This window comes from endosymbiont of Acanthamoeba sp. UWC8 (assembly GCF_000730245.1).
Lineage (GTDB): Bacteria > Pseudomonadota > Alphaproteobacteria > Rickettsiales > Midichloriaceae > Jidaibacter.
In genome coordinates, this window is record NZ_CP004403.1 from 988,618 (window position 1) to 1,010,061 (window position 21,444).

A 21,444-nucleotide genomic window follows, 5' to 3' on the forward strand; every position below is an offset into this window, starting at 1 on the left:
AAGATGTGTAGTTTAACTAAAAGATTTGTTTTATTAATATTATTAATCTTATTAATCTTACCTTGCGCATTTGCTCATGCCAATCAACCTATCGCAATCGATAGCAGAATAAAAACTTTCGTATATAGTGAAAACGAGGTTTTTAGAGTGGTTGTACATTATGGCTATCAGACGAGTATCGAATTTGCCGACGGCGAAGAAATACAAACTATTTCAGTAGGAAATAGCTTTGCATGGCAGCTAATTCCGGTTGGCAGAAGACTCTTTATTAGGCCATTAGAAGAAAATATTCTTACTAACATGACAATCATAACCAATATGAGAACATACCAATTTGAAATTCAATCAAGATTGCTGTCATATACAATTGATGAGGAACTGGTATATGTAGTACGATTCTTCTACCCTGATGATGAAACCGATCAGATTAAACCTCAAGTTAAAAGCTTTTCAGAACAGGATGCTATACCTGTCGTTAAACCTTTCAACTTTAATTACACTCTTTCCGGAGCTGATAGAATTGCGCCAATTAAAATATTTGATGACGGGATAAATACGTTTTTCGAGTTTCCTTCAACACGAAACGTTCCGCAAATAAGTACTGTGAACGGTAAAACTTCAGTAAAACTCGTTCCTAAAATAAAAGGAAAATATATTGTAGTTAACACGGTTGCTCCGGAATTTGAGCTATCTGATAATACGGATATCGTGAAAGTATATAATGAGAATTATAAAAAATAAATGATGGAATAAATGATGTCAGACGATAAAAATAATAAAGTAATTGAGGTCGATGCCAACCATACTGAGGTTCCCGGCAGTGAAGCCGAACCTTCAAGTGCTCCCTCGGGAAACAGCAACGAACAGGAAAGTCAAGCAAGCCAATTTTCTATAGTTGCTTCTACACCACAACATAAGAAAGTTATGGCAATTGGAATTGTAGTAGTTACCATCGGGGTGTTATACTATATATTTTTCGGGCGCCCTTACTCTCCGGAAGAGATTAAAGATAAGAAAGAAAGAGAAATAGCAGCTCAAAAAGAAGAGCTGCTAAAAACCTCGGCACCGGTAACTAAACCGGCGGAAGCAACCATAAGTATAACTCCGCCTAAATTACCGGAGCCGCCGCCGCTTACCGACCCGACTCCTCCAGAGCCGCCTCCCCCGCCTACTCCGTTATCACCTTCCTCACCATTGTTTAATCAGCCAAACAATACACCTATCATTAACAATATTGTAAAATCTAATTCAGATGATCTTGAAAGGATAAAAAAGCTGGAAGCTAAACGTAAAGCAGGCATGATTGTGGTGGGTGGCGGAGGAGCATTTTCTACTAATGATAAGAAAGGCGAAGCTGATGAAAAAGACTCTGGGGAATCCAAGAAAAAAAACAAAGTTGATTTTTTAGGCTTTGGTAACGGTTCTTTGGACAGCGTTTCACTTTCCAAAACATCTTCCGAACAAGTTACCGCCACTAAAATAGGTAATACTGATTTAATTATTGCCCAGGGAAAAGTTATTAATGCAGTTTTAGAGACGGCAATTAACACTGATCTGCCGGGAATGTTAAGAGCTGCTATAGTGCGTGATGTTTATGCAGAATCAGGAAAAAACATTTTACTTCCTAAAGGTTCAAGGGTAGTCGGAACTTATGATTCTGAAATTAAAGACGGACAAACCAGAGTTAGTATAGTTTGGGATCGAGTGATAAGGCCTGACGGTATTGATCTTGCAATTTCTTCTCCGGGCACAGACCAACTTGGCAGAGCCGGGGTTGAAGGTAAACTTGATAACAAATTCTGGACTAAACTGGGCTCTGCATTACTTGTTTCGTATGTAATACCTATTCTTGCCAATAAATTTACTAACGTGAATAAAAATGACCAGATAAGTACCACTACGACTACAGGTGTAGGTGGAACATCAACTACTTCGCAATCAAGTTTTGCCGCTAAGCAAGCTCAGGAAGCTTCTGATGAATTTACAAAAGTCGGTAAAGAAATAGTTGAAAAAACCTTCTCTACAAAACCGACTATTACCGTAAATCAAGGTTCTTATATCAATATTTATGTTAAAAAAGATCTTGTATTCCCTTCAGGCTTTACTTCAAACAGTGCACAGGTATTGAAATGACCTTAACTGCTTTAGAAACTTACCTCGAGCCTTTGAAGAAAATCTTTGCCGAAGAGGATGTTAATGAGGTTTCCATTAACCGTCCTTTTGAGGCCTGGATCGAAAAAAGGGGAGATATCAGATATGAAAGTATGCCTGAGTTGGATTTTGATCACTTAAGGGGCTTAAGTTTGCTGGTTGCTCAATCAACAGACCAAAAGATAAGCGAGGAAACCCCCCTGCTCTCCGCGACTCTTCCAAACGGCTACAGGATTCAGATTATTATACCTCCTGCCTGTGAATCAGGAACTATTGGCATGTCGATCAGGAAACCTTCAACAATCAAAATGAGCTTGGATGATTATGAGAAAATGGGGGCTTTTGATAGTACTGCTATCGAAGAAGAACACGATGAAGCAAGAGAAATTTTAAATAATTATCTTAAGAACAAAAATATAAAAGAATTTCTTAAAACCGGAATACTTTCCAGAAAAAATATTATAATCAGCGGGGGTACTTCCACCGGTAAAACAACTTTTACTAATGCTATGCTCCGTACTATCCCTAAGGAAGAGCGTTTAATCACTTGTGAAGATGCAAGAGAAATAGATTTGAGCGGTCATCCGAACAGGCTTCATTTATTATCCTCTAAGGGGGGACAAGGTCGTGCGAAGGTAACAACTCAGGATCTGATCGAAGCATGTTTACGTTTAAGACCGGACAGAATCATTGTAGGAGAACTGAGAGGCGCCGAAGCATTTAGCTTTTTAAGAGCGATAAACACCGGCCACCCGGGCTCGATATCAACATTGCACGCAGATACTCCGCTAATGGCACTTGAGCAATTGAAGCTTATGGTTATGCAAGCAGGCTTAGGAATGCCGCCGGAGCAAATCAAAGAATATATTTTAAATGTAATTGATGTTGTTGTACAATTAAAAAGAGCCGGAAAAGGTAAACGGTATATATCGGAAATTTACTTTAAAGGCTCAAGAAATATAACCCAAGGACTATAACCGGTATGGCTGAAAATTTTGGTAAGACAGGTAATTTTATTAGAAACGCAATGGTGGCTATTGCTTTTGGAATTGCCGTTGTTATTTTTGCATTTTATCTTTCGGGAATTATATTTAGTATTACTGAATCAGGAATATATTCAATAACTCCGTATTTCCTAACCTCATCTAAACCTTTTTCAGTCTTAATATATTATTATTCCTGGTGGATAAACAATCTATCCAGCATCACTATAACTTTTCATAATTATTTCATATTCAGATTAGTGCTTGCTACTATTATACCTATTATCACATTTGCCTTCCTGATTTGGAAATATCGGGAAACCATTTATGAAAAAAGGCCTTTCAAACCTGAAGAAGCCCTGCACGGTGATGCGAAATGGGCAAGTGAGGATGATATATCTAAAGCAGGTTTAAGAGCTAAAAAGGGAATGTTACTCGGAAAAGATAATAAGGGTTATTTAGTTGCACCAGGATATCAACATTGTTTGCTGTTTGCCCCTACCGGATCTGGTAAAGGTGTCGGCTTTGTAATTCCGAACTTACTTTATTGGGAAGATTCCGTTTTTTGCCATGATATTAAGTTGGAAAACTTTGAGCTTACCAGCGGTTGGCGGCAGAAAATGGGGCAACAGGTTTATTGTTGGAACCCGGCTGACCCGGATGGTATCACCCATTGCTATAATCCGATTGACTGGGTAAGTAGTAAACCCGGCCAAATGGTGGATGACGTGCAGAAAATTGCTAACCTGATTATGCCTGAGAAGGAATTTTGGAATAACGAAGCACGCTCATTATTTGTCGGAGTGGTGTTATATTTGATTGCGGTGCCTGATAAGATAAAATCATTCGGTGAAGTAGTTAGAACTATGAGAAGCGATGACGTAGTATATAACCTTGCGGTAGTACTCGATACTATCGGTCAGGAAATTCACCCCGTAGCTTATATGAACATAGCAGCTTTCCTGCAGAAAGCCGATAAAGAGAGGTCGGGCGTAATATCCACTATGAACTCTAACCTTGAATTGTGGGCTAACCCGCTTATTGATACCGCAACCGCTTCCAGTGACTTTAACATACTCGACTTTAAACGCACGCTAACTACCGTATACGTCGGTTTAACACCTGATAACCTACAGCGCTTACAGCCTTTAATGCAGGTATTTTACCAGCAGGCTACCGAGTTCTTAGCGAGAAGACTGCCCAGTAAGGAAGATCCGTATGGAGTAATGTTCATGATGGATGAGTTCCCTACCCTCGGAAAAATGGAGCAATTTGCAAGCGGTATTGCATATTTCAGGGGTTATCACGTCAGATTATTCTTAATTATTCAAGATACGGAGCAGTTAAAGGGGATATATGAAGAAGCAGGGATGAACTCGTTTTTATCCAATGCGACTTATAGAGTGACTTTTGCAGCAAACAACGTGGAAACCGCTAACCTGATTTCTCAGCTAATCGGTAATAAAACCGTTGACCAAGTTTCAGCAAACAGACCTAAATTCTTAGACTTTAATCCGGCTTCCAGATCATTAAACGTTTCCAAAACTCAAAGGGCTTTACTTTTACCTCAGGAAGTTATTGGCTTACCGCGTGATGATCAAATTTTACTTATTGAATCATGCCCGCCGATTAAGTCTAAAAAAATTAAGTATTACGATGATGCCTTTTTTAAGAAAAGACTATTAAAGCCTATCAGCTTGCCGCAACAGGAACCTTATGACCCGCGTAAAGCTAAAGAGACGATGGGCTCTAAAAAACCCGCAACTGAAGAAATCTGATATTTTAGTACTGCTTAACTATTTAAGTCTTATTCCAAGCTTTAATAGATACTTTTACTTAACTAAAACTTAATATAATTTTTATACTAAACTTCCATATTCGATAATATGTTTCATTTATAACTAATTGAGCAGTATTATGAGTAATCAAGTTAGCGAAGCAGTAGCAATTGACCAATTCGGCAATAAACAGCCGCTTAAAATTGTTGATCAAGTGACCAGGAAAAAAACCGGTGACGGAAAGATAGAAAAGATTACCGGCACTACAAAAAATGACCATATCATTTCCAAAGATAGTAAAGACGCCGGAAAAAAACTTATTTTTGCCGGAGCAGGTGATGACACCATCGAATCTTTAAACCAAGGTAATGATATTTATATTTGGGGCAAAGGCCATGGCAATGATGTTATTATTGAAAAGAAAACAAAAGGCGATCATAAAGATATGGTGCAAATGGTAGGAGATATAACTTCAGAAGATATTGATTATCACATGCAAAATGATAAGAAGGGAGACAGAACTTTATATATAAAAATTAAAAGCAGCAGTGAATTTTTAACTATTCCCAGAGATGAGAATCCTGAAGCGATGTATGGTATACATTTTTTAAAATCAAATGAAAAAATTTTTTTTAATGAAAAAGGACTTGAGTATAGAGCAAGAGATATAGAAGAAGGCAGTACGAACGGCGATACCTTGAAAGGTAGTTCGTTTTTAAGCACATTTATAGGCAGTAAATTTAATGATGTTATTTATGATAATTGGCCTCAAACGAAATATCCCCCTGCTATCAAACATAATACCTATATCGGTAATAAAGGTAATGATGTAGTATACGGAGGCCAAGGTAATAATAAATTTATTTGGTCACCGGGCGACGGAAACGATACTTATTATGACCAGTGTATTTCAAATAAATGTATAAAAAGCCATATAGAGATTCCGCTTTCCGCTAAACAAGACTTAATTTATTATTCAACGAATAACGGCAATCAGGATAATGTGTTAGTTATTTGGCATAAATCTACTAATGAATATATTACCGTCATGCGTGAAGAAAACCTGAACACAATTTCCGCCGTTAAATTCAGCGGTGGCAAAGAAACAATCAATTTGATTAATGATATAGAGTACCTTTTTGATGCTTATCCGCCTACACAAGATATTTTCGATAAATATTTTGCCAAAGGCAATGATGCCGTGCATGAGGATCTGTAAGTAATTTTTTAGCTTTATAGATTATCAGATACGTGCAGAAATTTAATACAAACTCTCATGCGAGGTTTTACCGCGGAATATATAATAGCTATATGCAGTATATATTAATACCACCGGAAGCAAAATAGCAGCCCCTACTGAAATGAGTGAAAGTGATTCGGAAGCCGCTGCCGCTTCCCAAACAGAAATACTGTAAGGCACCACCCAGGGCCATAAGCTTACTGCTAACCCTATGTACGCCAATATAAATAGCGATATAGATAACAAAAACGGCACCACTTCTTTACCGTTGGTAATTGTTTTTATAAGATAAAAAGAAACGAAAACCGAGATAATAGGTAACGGAGAAAAGTAAAACATATTCGGCCATGAAAACCAACGATCAAAAATCTGATTATTTAAGAACGGTACCCATAAGCTAACTATCCCCATAAATCCAAGCACATATATTAAAACATACAGGGAACATTTTCTTGCCCAACTCTGAGTTTCTTCTTCAGTTTTCATAATAACCCAGGTGCTGCCGAGCAGCGCATAACCGAAAACCATCGCGACCCCTACAGTAATAGAAAAACCGTTTAACCAACTCCAGGCTCCTCCTGCGTATTTTCTGTCTACTACATTAATACCTTGCACGAATATTCCAAGAATTACGCCTTGCATGAGAGTTGCAACCAAAGATCCGTAATGGAAACAATAATCCCATACTCTCCTTGTCTTAATACTCGCTTTGAACCTAAATTCAAAAGATATTCCTCTAAAAATCAGGGCTATCAGCATTATGGTAAGCGGCATATAAATCGCAGGCATAAGAACTGAATAAGCTAACGGAAAGGCTGCAAGTAAACCTCCCCCTCCCAATACCAACCAAGTCTCATTCCCATCCCAAAAAGGAGAGATTGAGTTCATCATTTTATCACGACACTTATCTGAAGGGGCAAATGGGAATAATATTCCTATTCCTAAATCAAACCCGTCTAAGCAAACGTATAAAAGTACTGAAAGAGCAATTAATCCACCCCATAGTAACGGTAAGTCAATTGATGAAGAGAGGTCAAACATAATTTACCTTTTTAAAAAGTTTTCGGAAAAATATCCGCAATTGATATCGGATGCTTTTGTCCGTGCTTGCCATACATCTCAATCCAATCCCCAATCTTTACACCTTTAGAAATTAGTTTGAAAATATAGTAAACCCCAGCCCCGAAAACAAACGCATAAACTACAAAGAATGCAATTAAGGCAATCAGAACCTGCTCTACGGTTACCGGGGAATGCGCTTCAATTGTTTTCATTACTCCATATACAACATAGGGCTGCCTTCCGACCTCAGTAGTAATCCACCCGCATAAAATAGCAAGTATCCCGAGCGGAGAAACCATTATGCACCATTTAAGAAAAGGTTTGGAAGTAAAGATTTTTTTACGTGCATACTGTATTATCGCAAGTACTCCGGTTAGGCTCATGATTAATCCAATCCCTACCATTATTCTAAAGCACCAGAAAACTAGAGCTACACCATCGGTACGTTGCTCTTTAGGCCAATGTTTTAATCCTTTAATTTCTGCATCAATATCATGGGCAAGGATTATACTGCCGAGCTTAGGTATTTCAATACTATAAAGTGTTTTTTCTTTTTCCTGATCAGGCCATCCGAATAACTTTAGCCCGGCACCTTTTTCAGTTTCCCAAAGACCTTCAATAGCTGCAATTTTAGCCGGCTGATGTTTCAAGGTATTAAGGCCGTGCATATCTCCTATCATAATTTGCATAGGAGCAACAAGGATTGCCATAAGCATTGCCATCGTGAGCATTATGCGAGCATGTGAGGTATATCTGTCTTTAAGCAAATACCAGGCGGCAACTCCGGCAACAATAAAAGAGGTAGTAAGGTATGCAGCGGTAAGCATATGAAAAAATCTATAGGGGAAAGACGGATTAAAAATTATTTCCATCCAATCAGTCGGATAAAAAATCCCATCTTCCTTCATGGTAAAGCCTTGGGGAGTATGCATCCAGCTGTTGGCCGAAAGAATCCAAAAAGCTGAAATTATGGTGCCGATTGCAACCACAAGGGTAGAAATAAAATGCACTTTAGGGCTCACCCTATCCCAAGCAAAAAGCATAATACCTAAAAAAGAGGCCTCAAGAAAAAAAGCGGTCAAAACTTCAAAACTTAAGAGAGGCCCGAGCACATTACCGACTTTTGCCGAAAACCCTGACCAGTTCATGCCGAATTGATAAGACATTACCACCCCCGAAACCACACCTAGTCCGAAGCAAACCGCAAATATTTTTACCCAAAATTTATATATTTCTTTGTATACTGGGTGTTTAGTCTTAAGCCACAGCCCTTCAAGCACAGCTAAAAAGCTAGCTAAACCTATAGTTAAGCTAGGAAAGATGATATGAAATGAAATCACAAAAGCGAACTGTATTCGCGATAACAAAACCGGATCTAATAATTCCATAATCCCATCCTATATAAATCTTAGAAAAGATATATCACGATGATATCCTTAGTAAAGCAATATTTTACCTAACTAAACTTAATACTAAAGGTAAAAAATTTGTATTTTTTACTTCTTTACAAAAAAAAATAAACCATAATAATGTGACTCTCAACAACCTAACCAGGCAACCTTACATGTATTTAAAAAACTTAAGTACAATTTTAACTTTTATTTATCTGATTTTAAATATCAATCTTGCTCAAGCGACCTCCCCTTCCTTAATTCTCGGGTTAGGAAAACAAGGCATTATAGCTAAAAAAAAGCCTATGGAGGGTAATGAAGCTAAGCTTGAATATCGTTTTTCTTCTTTTTATTATGATTTTCAGCCGCATATCGGCGTGATAGGAAGCAGTAAAGAAAGTGCATATGTCTATGCCGGCTTAAATTACGTGATTGATTTCTCTCCCCTGCATCTCGGCATTTCATTTAGCCCGGGAATTTATCACCGCGGCAAAGGCAAAAAGTTAGGCCATCCTTTAGAGTTTAAAAGCCAGTTTGAAGTTTATTATGATATAGCTCCTTCAGTTTCCTTAGGAGCAAGCGTATCACATAGATCAAATGCCGGCATCTCTAAAACCAACCCGGGGCTTAATAACATAATGCTTGAATTACAATATAGGCTGAACTAAGGTTCAAGCAAGGGGCGGCCTACAATAATTTTTTAACATTTATAAGGTAGCACATATGAAAAAAATCTCTTTAAGTTTTATATTAGCTCTAACTTTAACTTCATGTTCTTCCAACCCGAAAGATAAATTGGATTCCGAGTTTTCCTTTCAAGGAAGACCTATTGAACCATGGTGCATTAATTCAATAACCCATTCTTCCTCACCTTCGGTTAATCTTGCCCGATGCAGTAATCCTTTTTCGGAAATTAATATAACCAGCCCGGTTACTCCCGACCTCCAAAAACAAGGATTTATGGGTTATTCTTATGAATATAAAAGCGATACTCCGGTAATGTCTCCTCCTTATATTTTTTATAAATATTTAGGTAAAACAGGTGAATTACATGCAGTTCATAAAATGTGGAGTGATGGAAGATCCGGTAAACATTCTTATGTTTATTTAATTGAAAGAAAGGGTGATAACCTGAACTTTATTAACGGTTACGGTGGTGATCGTTGTATGGGCGGTGTCATTGATGCTAAAGTTGAAGCCGGCAAGGTGAGATATACCAAACAACTTACCCCGTTAACTTTCATCCAAAATTCTTCGAGAAATGTATTCGATTATAATACAAGCAGTAGCTTAAGCGATTGCGCGACCTGTTGTTATATGACCGGAGAGTTTTCCGATAATGAAATGATTTCTGTTAAACTTAATCCCTCTTTGAATCAATTGTTCTCGGATAATAAAGCAGGACATATGCAATATTGCTTTGATAAGCTTTTTAAAAGCTATGTTAAGAGAAACAAACTCACCCTCAACTCTATTGAGCTTAATCAGTTTATAGATAGCTTTGAAAAGAAATGCGTCAAATATAAAAGATAAACCGCTAGGTATTTAGTAAGATGCTTAAAATGCTATAAAATGTATTTTAAGCATTTTTTTATTTAGATAGTTTTAAGCTTATATTGCATAGCTTAATTACTTAGACTACTCGGCATAGGTTAATCATACTGGAGTGTAGTTTTTATTATTTTAAACATAATTGTAGCATTTCCATCAAAGATGATAAGAAGCTATAGAAGCATTTAATAAAAAAGATTGCATATAAAATCTAATTATTTCAGTATCTATTATGTTAACAACCATTAAACTATAACGATTAATAATTAGGGAAACTATATGAACAAAGAAGAATTAATAAGTGCATTATCTGCAAAAACCGATGCAACTAAGGTTGATAGTAAAAAGCATTTAGAGGCATTACTTGAAGTAGTACAGGAAGTATTAGTTAAAGGAGATAGCTTACAGCTTGTAGGTTTCGGTACATTTGCAGTATCTGATGTGAAAGCAAAAGAAGGCATTAACCCGCAAACAAGAGAGAAGATAAAAATTCCGGCTAGTAAAAGAGTTAAATTCTCAGTGGGTAAGCAGCTTAAAGAAGCAGTAAACCACAAGAATTCAAAAAAGAAATAATATTCTACGGATTAAAGGCACCGGTCAAAAAATGAGCTATTAAAACTCTTAAAAAGCCGGTGCTGCTAATCCTATCTAAGTAAAACCGCAAATTTATAAAATGTCTTAGTATATATTTAATAAAAATAGGATAAATATATATGTCAAAAACGTTAGATACTGCTTTAGATGCACTTATCACCCTTGAGCAGGATACAAGGGAATACGGCTTTGACTGGCCAAATCAGGAAATGATCATAGATCAGGCAATCAGTGAATGTGAAGAGATAAGAGAAGCTATATTACATAAAGAGCCCCCACATAGAATAAGGGAAGAAATAGGAGATTTATTACATACCGCTATCTCTCTATGCATTTTTTCCGGGTATGATGTTAAAGATACTTTAGCAAATGTTAATGAGAAATTCGGGGCTAGAATGAACGCATTAAAAAAGATAGCCAGGGAAAGAGGACTAGAGGATTTAAAAGGGCAACCATTAGAGTTTATGCTTGAACTGTGGCATGAGGCTAAAAAGCAAAGCAAATGCTAACATACTCTTTAATTTAGTAGAAACTATAGGGAATTTTAGCGATTCCTGAAGTGGCTACAGTAAGTCGGACAGTTTATGTAATACAAATTTGAAAGAAAGGAGCCACAATAGAATGTCCGAATTAAAACAAAAAGGTTACTCTGGTGAATTTAAGGAATCAGCGGTAAAATTAGCTAATGAATCGAAGCAATCGATTGCGCAAAGCGCAAGGGAACTAGGCATTAATGTTAATACCTTATATACTTGGATTGATAAATACTCAAAACCCAAGGATCCGGCAATGAAAACTGATGAGCATATATATGACGAAGTGAAGCGACTGAAAAAAGAATTAGTAAGGGTAACGCAAGAACGAGACTTATTAAAAAAGGCAGCCGCATACTTTGCCAAGGACTCGGGGTAAGGTATGCATGGATAAAGAAGCAGGGAGGTGATTTTTCAGGTATATACTTTATTAAAGCGTCGAGATATTTTTGCTCGGTGTTAAAAGAATCGCGTAGTTTAGCAAAACCTTGGGCAATATTATCATAAGATTCTCCTTGATTATACATCATTGGGCTTCTAAGTTTTCATAATACTTTTTTAATATATGATATTTTACCAATAAAGTAGAGAGTAAAATAAATGACTTGGATAATAATAAAAAAGCTGATGTTAACCCAAAAAAGCAGATAAGAAAAAAGCAAAAAATTATAAATAATCTAAAATTTGTGTAAGATTATTAATTATGGCTGTAGGCTTTAATTCATTTAGTCCGGGAAGCAATTTCTCGTTCAAGTGTTTATAAGCTAATACATCCATTTTAGCTGCTTTTGCAGCTCTCACTCCGACAATGCTATCTTCGATTACTAAGCATTCCTTCGGAGAAAACCCCATTCTTTCCGCAGAATATAAAAATAGATCCGCCGCCGGTTTCGGGTGTTTAACTAATTCGTAGGTAAATATTGTTTCTTCGGTAAAGTGATTATAAAGTCCCGTGCTTTTTAAAGAGTGTACCACCGTAGAGCGATTACCGTTTGAAGCCACGCATTTGGAAAAATCTTTTAATTTTATAAGTAGGTCGCCTGCATTCGGCATAGATTTAATTTCAGTTTCAATTAGTTTTTTTGATATTTCCCCTGCCCTAGCTACAAACTCACTCTGATCAAACTCATCTCCTACTTCTTCCCGCAATATATCCAAAATATCCTTAAGGCTTACTCCGACAAATTTTTCTAAGCAATATTCCGGGGTATACTGCTTATAACCCATATAGTTTAAAACACCCGCACAAGCTCTGTTTAAAAGTGTTTCAGTATCAACTAATGTTCCGTCGCAATCAAAAATTATTAATTTATAGTTATTCATCAATCAACTCCTTAGGTAAAAACCCGTCATTTTGCATTTCCCAAAGCTTATAGTATTCACCGCGTTTTTTAAATAATTCCTTATGGCTTCCATCTTCAACTATGTCACCCTTTTTAAATACTATTATCCTATCTACGTCGGTAAGAGTTGAAAGCCTATGAGCTATAATTATCGTAGTTCTATTATATGTAACTTGCGCCAAGCTGCTTTGGATTTGTTTTTCAGTTATTGAATCAAGAGCAGATGTCGCTTCATCTAATATAATAATCGGTGCATTTTTTAATATAGCTCTGGCAATAGAAATTCGCTGTCTTTGTCCACCTGAAAGCTTTGATCCCCTTTCTCCTGCAATCGTATCATACCCTTGCGGTAAACTCATGATAAATTCATGACAATTGGCAATCTTTGCCGCTCTATATACTTGTTCGTCACTTGCGGTTATATCGCCGTACCTGATGTTTTCCTTTAACGAACGGTGGAAAAGCATCGGTTCCTGCGGGATCATAGCAATTTGCCTGCGCAAGCTTTCCTGGGTCACATTTCTAATATCCTGCCCGTCAATTAATATCTCACCGCCTTCTAACTCATAATGTCTTAAAATCAAGTGAGCAAAAGTAGTTTTCCCTGAACCCGAAACACCGACCAACCCTACTCTTTGCCCGGGCAAAATTGTAACTGATTTATTTTCAAATAAGTTTTCATTATGATGATATTTGAAAGTTACGTTATTAAATTTAATTTCTCCTCTGTCTACTTTAAGCTCCTCTGCATTCGGTAAGTCTTCTATTTCCACCGGCGAGTTAATAATGCTAAGCGCTTGCCTTGCTATTCCCACTTCTCTAAAAAAATCAGGCAGCATTATCCCTGCCATCCATGTGATGGAAGTGATCTGAAAGGTAGTATTTAAGATAAATATAAACTCGGCAATATCAATAATTCCTTTTCTGTAAGAGTACACCTCATACCAAATCATAAGCACACCCGTAATGGAAAAGCATATCAGTGCAAGTATCAAGCGCATTTTCTCAATATGCCATAATGTTTCGGCATATTTTTTGCGCTCATCTTCCTGAAATTCTAAAGTATATTGATATTCATATGTATTACGTGAAAAAAGGCGTACGTTAAGGTTATTTGTAATGGTATCCACGATTCTCCCGAGTAACCTGCTTCTACTTTCCGAATGAATCGTTGAGTAACGGGTACATTTCCTTAGGAAAAAGTAACAGCTTATTATATGGATAATAACCCACCCTCCCAGGATTAGTGCAAATACCGGAGAAATAAAACTAAAAAATATTATAGATATTATAAGAGCGACGAAGGTAGGGATAAATGTAGTGATGGCCATATCCACGATAGATCCGCAGCTTCTCGGCATATCAGCTACTTTATTTGCTATGGTTCCGGTAAAATTATTTATAAAGAAAGAATAGGAATGGCTATTGACGTAATCATACATAAACATTCTTATCGCGGCCTCAAAACGAGGATAAACTTTGGTTTTAAATAGACCGTTTATCCAAAAAGCGATATCAAGTGAAAACCATAATATTAAACCCAAAATGATGACATGCGAGATCACAGGCCATATTTCTTCTCTGGGACCTTGAAACCCTTCAATCGTTTCGATTATTACTTTAATGACATAAGGCCAAAGGGTAGCATCTAAAGCCAAAGCAAGCGCAAATACTTGCGTAAAAATGAAGCCCCCTTTTTGCTTTTTAACAAAATGCCAAATAAAATTCTTAACTGACTTTACAGCGTGTTGCATACCTTAAAGCTAAAAAGGTTAATGCGGCATAATAACATAACAAATTAATATAAGTCAACTTTACATAGAGTTAAAAAGCGGGATCTACGAATAAAAATTGTATTTCAGCTAATTATATTGCAACAAATGAATTTTTTGATTCTTTAAGAAGAGGAACTAACATATTTAAAAATGTACACCTTAATAAATACATCTTTAATAGTTTTTTATGTAATTTACTATTTTTAATTATTATGATAAAAAGCTTTTTATACGGAAAACTATTCAATAGAAAAGATATGAATTTAGAAAAAATAAAAGTAGGTAATCACCCACCTGATGATATTCATGTTGTTATCGAAGTTCCGATGAACTCTGATCCTGTTAAATATGAATATGATAAAGAAGTCGGTGCTATATTTGTAGATAGATTTATGCCTACCAGTATGTTTTACCCATGTAATTACGGGTTTATTCCTAATACCCTTTCCGGTGATGGTGATCCTGCCGATGTGTTGGTGATTTCCAGCTATCCCGTAGTTCCCGGTTCAATTATTAATGCAAAACCGATCGGTGTATTAATAACAGAAGATGAAAAAGGCAAAGATGAAAAGATATTAGCCGTCCCATCTCCGAAAGTCGATCTTGCTTATGCTGATATCAACTCGTATAAAGACTTACCTGAAATCATCATTCAAAAGATTTCTCATTTTTTTTGAGAATTATAAAAGCTTAGAAAAGGGTAAGTGGGTAAAAGTAACCGGTTGGGAAGATGTGGATATTGCAAAAAAAATAATAAATGAAGCAATCAAGCGCTTCCATGAAACCGAAGAATAAATTATTACCAAATTATTATTTATATATAAAACCGATGAGTAATTCAGAGAATTTTATTGTAACAACATTTTACAAATTCGTTGAGCTTAAGGATCTAACTGAACTTAAGTTACAACTCCTAAAGTTTTGCAATGAAGTAAAAATTAAAGGAACCATTCTTATCGCAAAAGAAGGTATAAATGCTACCTTAACCGGAAACAAAGACTCTATAATTGCCTTTTATTCATTTATAAAAAGCTATAACTGTTTTTCCGACTTAAACTTTAAAGAAAGCATCAGTAACTTCATACCGTTTAAAAAAATGAAGGTAAAAATCAAACCTGAGATTGTTACCTTTAAAGCAGATGTTAATATTGATAATAGGGGGGAATATTTAAGCCCTGAGGAATGGGATAAGTTTTTAGAGAAGGATGATGTAATAGTTATTGATACCCGCAATAATTATGAAGTTGCACTTGGCACTTTTAAAAATGCAACCGATCCCAAAACCAAAGCTTTCACTGAATTGCCTATGTGGGTGAAAGAAAACTTGACTGAAGAAGATAAAGAGAAAACAATATTAATGTTTTGCACAGGTGGAGTAAGATGTGAAAAATCCACTGCATATATGAAGCAAAACGGATTTGAAAAAGTATATCATTTAGAGGGTGGGATATTGAAATATTTGGAAATTACAAAAAATGCAAATAACAACTGGATAGGCAGTTGTTTTATTTTTGATGACCGAGCAGCGCTTTCTCATGATTTAACTGCATTAGAAAGTCTAAGAAATGCTTAGTCATTTTAAAGAGTGGTTTATTATAATTCTTATCATCGGTATAAATTCGTTGTTTGTGCTCGCTGAAATTGCAATAATTACCTCACGTAGAACCAAACTGAAAAAATATGCCGACGACGGAAGTTTAGGAGCTAATAAAGCACTGCGTTTAAAAGATCAACCGGAAGCTTTTCTTTCTACCGTACAGATAGGAATTACTTTACTTAGTATTATAATCGGTTTTTATAGCGGAAGCGAACTGAGCGGGGATCTGGCGGATAAGCTTAAACAATATCCTATTATCAGCACTTATGCAGGTGTAATAGCCAACCTATTAGTCGTTGTCGTTATAACTTATCTTACAGTGCTCGGAGAAATTATTCCCAAAAGAATAGCAATGCTTTATCCTGAAAAGCTGGCAACTTATGTCTCTTATCTTATGTTGCTGTTCATGAAAGTGTTTTATCCGTTTATATTTTTGCTGAGCGGTTCTACAAAATTTGCTTTAAAATTACTTAAAATAAAAGATAGAACTTCTGAGATAACCCATGAAGAAATAAAAATGTTCGTAACTCAGGCTGAGAATGAAGGAACAGTGGATAAAACCGAGATGGACATGATAAAGCGCCTGATTCACTTAAGCGATATAAAAGTCGGCACTATTATGACTCCAAGGAAGAAAATGGTTTGCTTGGATTTAAATGATCCGGAAGAGATTAATTTAGAAAAACTATCTAAACATCCGTTTAACTATTTTCCCGTTATCGACGGTAAACTTGAAAATTTTATCGGCTTAGTTTCAGTAAAAGATTTATTTAATACCCAAATTACCGATAGTATACTTAATTTAAAATCCAAATCTATTGATGTTCTCTATATTCCTGAAGTCGCCACACTGACAAAATTACTTGAATCATTTAAAGAACATCAGTCAAGAGTGGCGATGGTTTTAGATGAATACGGAGAAATTGAAGGGATTGTTACCTTAAATGATATCTTGAAAACTTTTGTCGGAGATTTGGTAACCCAGGACAGAGGCCAAACCCCGTCAATTATTAAGAAAAAAGACGGCTCACTAAATGTAAACGGAAATGTCCCGATAGAAGAAATTATGGAGCTACTCCAGCTTTCCTCTCTTCCCGGAGATAAGGAAGAAGATTATAGAACGATTTCCAGTTTCATTTTAAAGCAATTAAACCGCATGCCTGAAATCGGCGATTCATTCGAAGCCGGCGGATATATTTACAAAGTTACTAAAATGGATAAATTTAGAATAGATAGGGTTTCTATAAAAGCAGTCGGTACTAAGAGTTAATTACTAACAAAACATTCCTTACATAGCTGATTAAAATATTTTCCGACAAGTTTACCTCATTTACATCATGATACAAGAAGCAGGCTCTGTTTCTCGCTCGCGCTTAAGTCTCTCCACATAAGTTATATCCTTATATTCATAAGCTTTATCATTAATTGCTTTGCAGGTTAGTTTTAAATTAAATAATTCGTTTTCACCTAAATATTTAATAAATGCTTCTTCAACATCGCTTGATAATGTTATTTCAGGGAGGTCTTTATCATTATAACTTCCTGATAACATTTTAGGTAAGTAGTACATAAAAGCTTGCACTACAGGCTTTTTCTCAAATTTATTAAATATATGATCTGATAATATTTTTACCAAATCTTTTAATAAATTCCCTTTTTCTTTATCATATTCATCGAGCTTGCCGGATAATTTTAGATCTATTAATTCTGACTTATAACTTCTAATATGGGTATCTATAAACTCATATTCAAAATCTGCTATTTCTAATAACTTACCTAGTATTTTTGGTTCATGAATATGGTCAATCACTGTACACTTCATGGAATCTCTATAATTTACCTCTGCTTCAGCTTTTATCAAAAGCTTTATTATTTCGAATATATCATCCTCTTTTTCACTTGTTAAGTTTTCTCCGGCGCAGATCAGTTGTAAATAGCTTATTTTATCTACATTCCCTTGGGCAGCCATAAGAGCAAAGTTTCTTAGCGGATTCCAACGTGAAGCCCGGGTTTTTATTTCTAAAGGCACTTTATTCAGCGCTAACTCCATATTATTTTCAATAGCATGCGTTAAGAGCATTTTTATTAATGTGAGTCTTGTCTCTGATAAATCTTGGTATTTATAGAAAACATCCTTCATACTAAATAGATTATCAAATAACACTTCTAACGGATGCACCCCGACTTCAGGATTAAGCTCACACCCTTTTTCTAGTAAAAATCTTACAAGCTCAACTTGCCCTCTTTGTGTTGCTAAGGTAAGTAAAGTTGCAGAAGACGAGGAAAATCGAGGTGAACATCCTGAAGAAGGCGCAATATATTGCATTGCATCAAACCTATACTTATAAACTGCATTTAGATTAGTAATAGGCAATTCTTCACTGCCGAGATAATCATATAAATCATCCCATTTTTCAGTTATCACAAGCTCTTGAATTTTTTCATTCATAATAAACCACTTATCAATATTAGATCTATATAGGCATAATACTTAAGGTGTTATCCGGTATTAATCAAACGTAAAAAATAGAATTTTATCTGATATTTTTATCCTATTCAAGCTATATCCCCAGTAATTTTTATAAGCTTAACTACTTCCAAACTTACTTTAAGTTTTCATTTTTCTCTTTATATTTGTTAAAAATATAGCTATAGTTCAGAATAAAATATATAAATTGTGCTATGGTTGCTTTATCCCCTATAAATCGTCATAAAACACACCAGGTTATAGTCGGAGGAGTGGCAATAGGCGGCAATGCCCCTCTAGTCGTGCAATCGATGACCAACACTGATACAAGCAATGCGGAATCCACCACAAAACAAATTATTGAACTATATGAAGCAGGCTCAGAGATAGTCCGTATCACAGTCAATAATGAATCTGCAGCGAAAGCAGTCCCGAAAATTAAAAATAATTTAGTAAAACAAGGCTATAACGTGCCCTTGGTCGGCTGTTTCCATTATAACGGCCATAAGCTTTTAACTGATGTACCGGAATGCGCAGCTGCGCTTGATAAATATAGGATTAACCCCGGTAATGTAGGGTTCGGCGAAAAGCGCGACAAGCAATTTGATGTTATGGTCGAATGTGCTATAAAATATAATAAGCCGGTTAGGATAGGAGTTAACTGGGGAAGCTTAGATCAGGATTTAGCTACAAAATTAATGAATGAGAACGCTACTTCCGATTCACCAAAATCCGCAGACGAAATAATGCGCGAGGCATTGGTAGTTTCTACATTAAAAAGTGCACTTCGTGCTGAAGAGTTAGGTCTTCCCGCTAATAAAATAATCATTTCAACTAAGGTCAGTCGAATCCAGGACTTAATTGCAGTTTACGGAGAACTAGCTAAGCGATCTAATTATTGTTTACATTTAGGCTTAACTGAAGCAGGTATGGGCAGTAAAGGCATAGTTGCTACCGCAAGCGCTCTTGGAATATTGCTCTATCAAGGTATTGGAGATACAATCAGGGCTTCCTTAACTCCAGGAGTAGGTGAGTCTCGAACTCAGGAAGTGGTAGTATGCCAAGAGGTTTTACAGACACTGGGGCTTAGATCATTTTTACCTATGGTTAGCGCTTGCCCGGGTTGCGGCAGAACCACCAGCACGTTTTTCCAAGAATTAGCCAGTAAGATTCAGGACTTTATTCGTAATCAAATAAAAGAATGGAAGAAAGTTTATCCCGGCGTTGAAAATATGAACGTCGCAGTGATGGGCTGCATTGTAAACGGCCCCGGAGAAAGTAAACACGCCAATATCGGTATAAGCCTTCCCGGCTCGGGTGAAGAGCCTATAGCCCCGGTATTCATTGACGGAAAAAAAGCTCATACCTTAAGGGGAACAAAAATTGCAGAAGAATTCCAAACAATATTAACTGAATATGTGGTAAAAAAATATGCAAAAAATAAGTAAAATTATATACTCGATTTTAATACTTTTTAGCTTAATCTTTCAAATAAACTTAGGTAATGCTGAGATAGCTAGCCTTGAAAGTAAAATAAGTAAGTCGATAGAAACTTATTCTTTTTTAAGCAATAAAGAAAAAAAGAAAGTAGAAAGGCTTTGGAAAAAGCTTAACAGCAGAGGATATGTTGCCATTGAGGGTAAAGATTCCGAGCTACGTCAATTAGCTGTTACCTTCCAGGAAATTATGGAATCGAGTATAGCTGAATCATTAGAAAACGGAGCTGCTTTATCAGTAGTTGGAATAATACACACCCCTACCCCGCCTACTCCGCTTAGAGTAAAAGATTTATCAAGCATAGAAGACTTCATTCCTGAACATAATCGAGGTGACTCACAAGTTATAAAAACACTTGGTAACCGCCATATAATTTTACTTAAATTACTTAAATTAAAAGCAACTTTAATAGCTGCCTATTCTAAAGATATCTCCACCTCTAAAATTCCGGGATATAACAACTTCCTGAGCTTAACTAAAAGTTATACTAACCTGATTGATAAGCCGATCAAACACCTTACCCCCGACTTAAGCGGTGCAACTTATCTAATCAAAGACAACAGCGGTAATATCAAAGCATTCTCCCTTCACTCTACTCAAATTAACAAACAGTTAGTAGGTGAGCAGAAATGGAAGATTTGGTTCGGCGATATAAAGAATAAAAAGATAGCTAAACGCATGGTTAAAATCGATAGCTTTTTAAAAGCTGAAGATGTGGATATTTACCAATATCTTAACTAGGAAAATAAGTTATATTATCGATTATTTAAACTAAGGGTTTATATGTAATAAGATTATTATATATAAACCTATTATTTTCTAATTACATGTAAAAACTGTTGAAGTTTTGTGCTCGAAGAGTAATATCGCAAATTATTAACTATAATTTCAGGTTCCTTATGAAAAAGTTTATCTCAACATTTTGCGGCATAGCCTTCACTTTTTCCTCTATACAAGCGGAAGCAACTTCAGAAGGAAAACTTGATCCGGAAAATATTATAGTTATGGAATTAAAAGATGGCACGGTGGAAATCGAACTGTTTCCGAATAAAGCACCCGAGCACGTAAAAAGAATTAAGGAGTTAACCAGAGAAGGTTTTTATAACGGCGTGGTCTTTCACAGAGTAATTAAAAATTTTATGGCACAAACCGGAGACCCGACCGGCACCGGAATGGGAGGAAGCCCGAAACCTGATTTAAAGGCGGAATTTAATGATACTCACCATGTAAGAGGAATAGTTTCCATGGCAAGAAGTATGAGTCCTAACTCAGCAAACAGTCAGTTTTTTATTGTGCTTGCAACCGCTTCTCACCTGGATAAACAATATACTGCCTTCGGCAAAGTGATAAGCGGCATGGAATTCGTCGATAAAATTAAAAAAGGCGGAGAAAATAGCGACGGTAAAGTCATTAATCCCGATAAAATTATTAGCATGAAAATATTAGCAGATATTGAAAAGAAAAAATAAATAACCGAAGGAA

20 protein-coding genes and 1 pseudogene are annotated in these 21,444 nt (G+C 36.1%); 16 read left to right on the plus strand and 5 right to left on the minus strand.

The annotated features are described in order from the left end of the window. The first annotated feature begins 3 nt into the window (after positions 1–3). The 5 genes from I862_RS04800 (at position 4) to I862_RS04820 (ending at position 6,131) form a co-directional block, all read left to right on the plus strand. Positions 4–741, plus strand: a complete 738-nt coding sequence (locus tag I862_RS04800; RefSeq protein ID WP_052646463.1) for a TrbG/VirB9 family P-type conjugative transfer protein — start codon at positions 4–6, stop codon at positions 739–741. A 15-nt stretch (positions 742–756) separates the two neighbouring features. Then, a complete protein-coding gene (locus I862_RS04805) occupies positions 757–2,133 on the plus strand; it encodes a TraB/TrbI/VirB10 family type IV secretion system protein (RefSeq protein WP_038539494.1) in 1,377 nt (458 codons plus the stop codon). Next, complete coding sequence (gene virB11 / locus I862_RS04810; RefSeq protein WP_411572139.1) at positions 2,124–3,128, plus strand: P-type DNA transfer ATPase VirB11; 1,005 nt, start codon at positions 2,124–2,126, stop codon at positions 3,126–3,128. Before I862_RS04805 ends, virB11 begins: the two co-directional genes overlap by 10 nt. A 5-nt stretch (positions 3,129–3,133) precedes the next feature. Then, complete coding sequence (locus I862_RS04815; protein WP_084173792.1) at positions 3,134–4,912, plus strand: type IV secretory system conjugative DNA transfer family protein; 1,779 nt, start codon at positions 3,134–3,136, stop codon at positions 4,910–4,912. A gap of 139 nt (positions 4,913–5,051) precedes the next feature. Further along, a complete protein-coding gene (locus tag I862_RS04820) occupies positions 5,052–6,131 on the plus strand; it encodes a hypothetical protein (RefSeq protein WP_038539501.1) in 1,080 nt (359 codons plus the stop codon). A 42-nt stretch (positions 6,132–6,173) separates the two neighbouring features. Here the strand turns inward: I862_RS04820 and cydB are convergent, their stop codons facing one another. Then, positions 6,174–7,193: a cytochrome d ubiquinol oxidase subunit II gene (cydB, locus tag I862_RS04825; RefSeq protein WP_038539504.1), complete on the minus strand. Its 1,020-nt coding sequence runs from the start codon at positions 7,191–7,193 to the stop codon at positions 6,174–6,176. Between the two features lie 11 nt (positions 7,194–7,204). Then, complete coding sequence (locus I862_RS04830) at positions 7,205–8,602, minus strand: cytochrome ubiquinol oxidase subunit I (RefSeq protein ID WP_038539507.1); 1,398 nt, start codon at positions 8,600–8,602, stop codon at positions 7,205–7,207. 176 nt (positions 8,603–8,778) lie between these two features. On the opposite strand from I862_RS04830, the gene I862_RS07880 reads away from it, so the two are divergent. The 5 genes from I862_RS07880 (at position 8,779) to I862_RS04855 (ending at position 11,662) form a co-directional block, all read left to right on the plus strand. Continuing rightward, on the plus strand, positions 8,779–9,273 hold the full coding sequence (locus tag I862_RS07880; protein WP_052646465.1) for an acyloxyacyl hydrolase: 495 nt from the start codon (positions 8,779–8,781) through the stop codon (positions 9,271–9,273). A 55-nt stretch (positions 9,274–9,328) separates the two neighbouring features. Beyond that, positions 9,329–10,138: a hypothetical protein gene (locus I862_RS04840; protein WP_038539510.1), complete on the plus strand. Its 810-nt coding sequence runs from the start codon at positions 9,329–9,331 to the stop codon at positions 10,136–10,138. Between the two features lie 297 nt (positions 10,139–10,435). Continuing rightward, positions 10,436–10,729: an HU family DNA-binding protein gene (locus tag I862_RS04845; RefSeq protein WP_038539513.1), complete on the plus strand. Its 294-nt coding sequence runs from the start codon at positions 10,436–10,438 to the stop codon at positions 10,727–10,729. A 140-nt stretch (positions 10,730–10,869) separates the two neighbouring features. Continuing rightward, on the plus strand, positions 10,870–11,259 hold the full coding sequence (locus I862_RS04850; RefSeq protein ID WP_038539516.1) for a MazG nucleotide pyrophosphohydrolase domain-containing protein: 390 nt from the start codon (positions 10,870–10,872) through the stop codon (positions 11,257–11,259). A 112-nt stretch (positions 11,260–11,371) separates the two neighbouring features. Then, positions 11,372–11,662 (plus strand): transposase, encoded by a 291-nt coding sequence (locus I862_RS04855; RefSeq protein WP_038539519.1) that lies wholly within the window; start codon positions 11,372–11,374, stop codon positions 11,660–11,662. 287 nt (positions 11,663–11,949) lie between these two features. Here I862_RS04855 and I862_RS04860 read toward each other — a convergent pair whose 3' ends face one another. Beyond that, on the minus strand, positions 11,950–12,606 hold the full coding sequence (locus I862_RS04860) for an HAD family hydrolase (protein ID WP_038539522.1): 657 nt from the start codon (positions 12,604–12,606) through the stop codon (positions 11,950–11,952). After that, the gene (locus I862_RS04865) at positions 12,599–14,380 is read right to left on the minus strand and encodes an ABC transporter ATP-binding protein (protein ID WP_038539525.1); all 1,782 of its coding nucleotides are present in this window, start codon (positions 14,378–14,380) and stop codon (positions 12,599–12,601) included. Before I862_RS04865 ends, I862_RS04860 begins: the two co-directional genes overlap by 8 nt. A gap of 278 nt (positions 14,381–14,658) precedes the next feature. Here I862_RS04865 and ppa point away from each other — a divergent pair. From ppa to I862_RS04880, 3 genes and pseudogenes are all read left to right on the plus strand, one after another. Continuing rightward, positions 14,659–15,196, plus strand: a pseudogene (gene ppa / locus I862_RS04870) (inorganic diphosphatase). Next, a complete protein-coding gene (gene trhO, locus I862_RS04875; protein ID WP_084173793.1) occupies positions 15,159–15,974 on the plus strand; it encodes an oxygen-dependent tRNA uridine(34) hydroxylase TrhO in 816 nt (271 codons plus the stop codon). Before ppa ends, trhO begins: the two are co-directional and overlap by 38 nt. Beyond that, a complete protein-coding gene (locus I862_RS04880; protein ID WP_038539528.1) occupies positions 15,967–17,268 on the plus strand; it encodes a hemolysin family protein in 1,302 nt (433 codons plus the stop codon). Before trhO ends, I862_RS04880 begins: the two co-directional genes overlap by 8 nt. A gap of 60 nt (positions 17,269–17,328) precedes the next feature. Here the strand turns inward: I862_RS04880 and I862_RS04885 are convergent, their stop codons facing one another. Then, complete coding sequence (locus I862_RS04885) at positions 17,329–18,447, minus strand: ankyrin repeat domain-containing protein (RefSeq protein WP_038539530.1); 1,119 nt, start codon at positions 18,445–18,447, stop codon at positions 17,329–17,331. A 233-nt stretch (positions 18,448–18,680) separates the two neighbouring features. On the opposite strand from I862_RS04885, the gene ispG reads away from it, so the two are divergent. The 3 genes from ispG to I862_RS04900 all read left to right on the plus strand — a co-directional run bounded on the left by ispG (position 18,681) and on the right by I862_RS04900 (position 21,431). Further along, a complete protein-coding gene (gene ispG / locus I862_RS04890; protein ID WP_038539533.1) occupies positions 18,681–19,913 on the plus strand; it encodes a flavodoxin-dependent (E)-4-hydroxy-3-methylbut-2-enyl-diphosphate synthase in 1,233 nt (410 codons plus the stop codon). Continuing rightward, the gene (locus I862_RS04895; protein ID WP_038539537.1) at positions 19,897–20,703 is read left to right on the plus strand and encodes a hypothetical protein; all 807 of its coding nucleotides are present in this window, start codon (positions 19,897–19,899) and stop codon (positions 20,701–20,703) included. Before ispG ends, I862_RS04895 begins: the two co-directional genes overlap by 17 nt. Before the next feature lie 158 nt (positions 20,704–20,861). Further along, a complete protein-coding gene (locus tag I862_RS04900; RefSeq protein ID WP_038539540.1) occupies positions 20,862–21,431 on the plus strand; it encodes a peptidylprolyl isomerase in 570 nt (189 codons plus the stop codon). Positions 21,432–21,444: the final 13 nt, after the last annotated feature.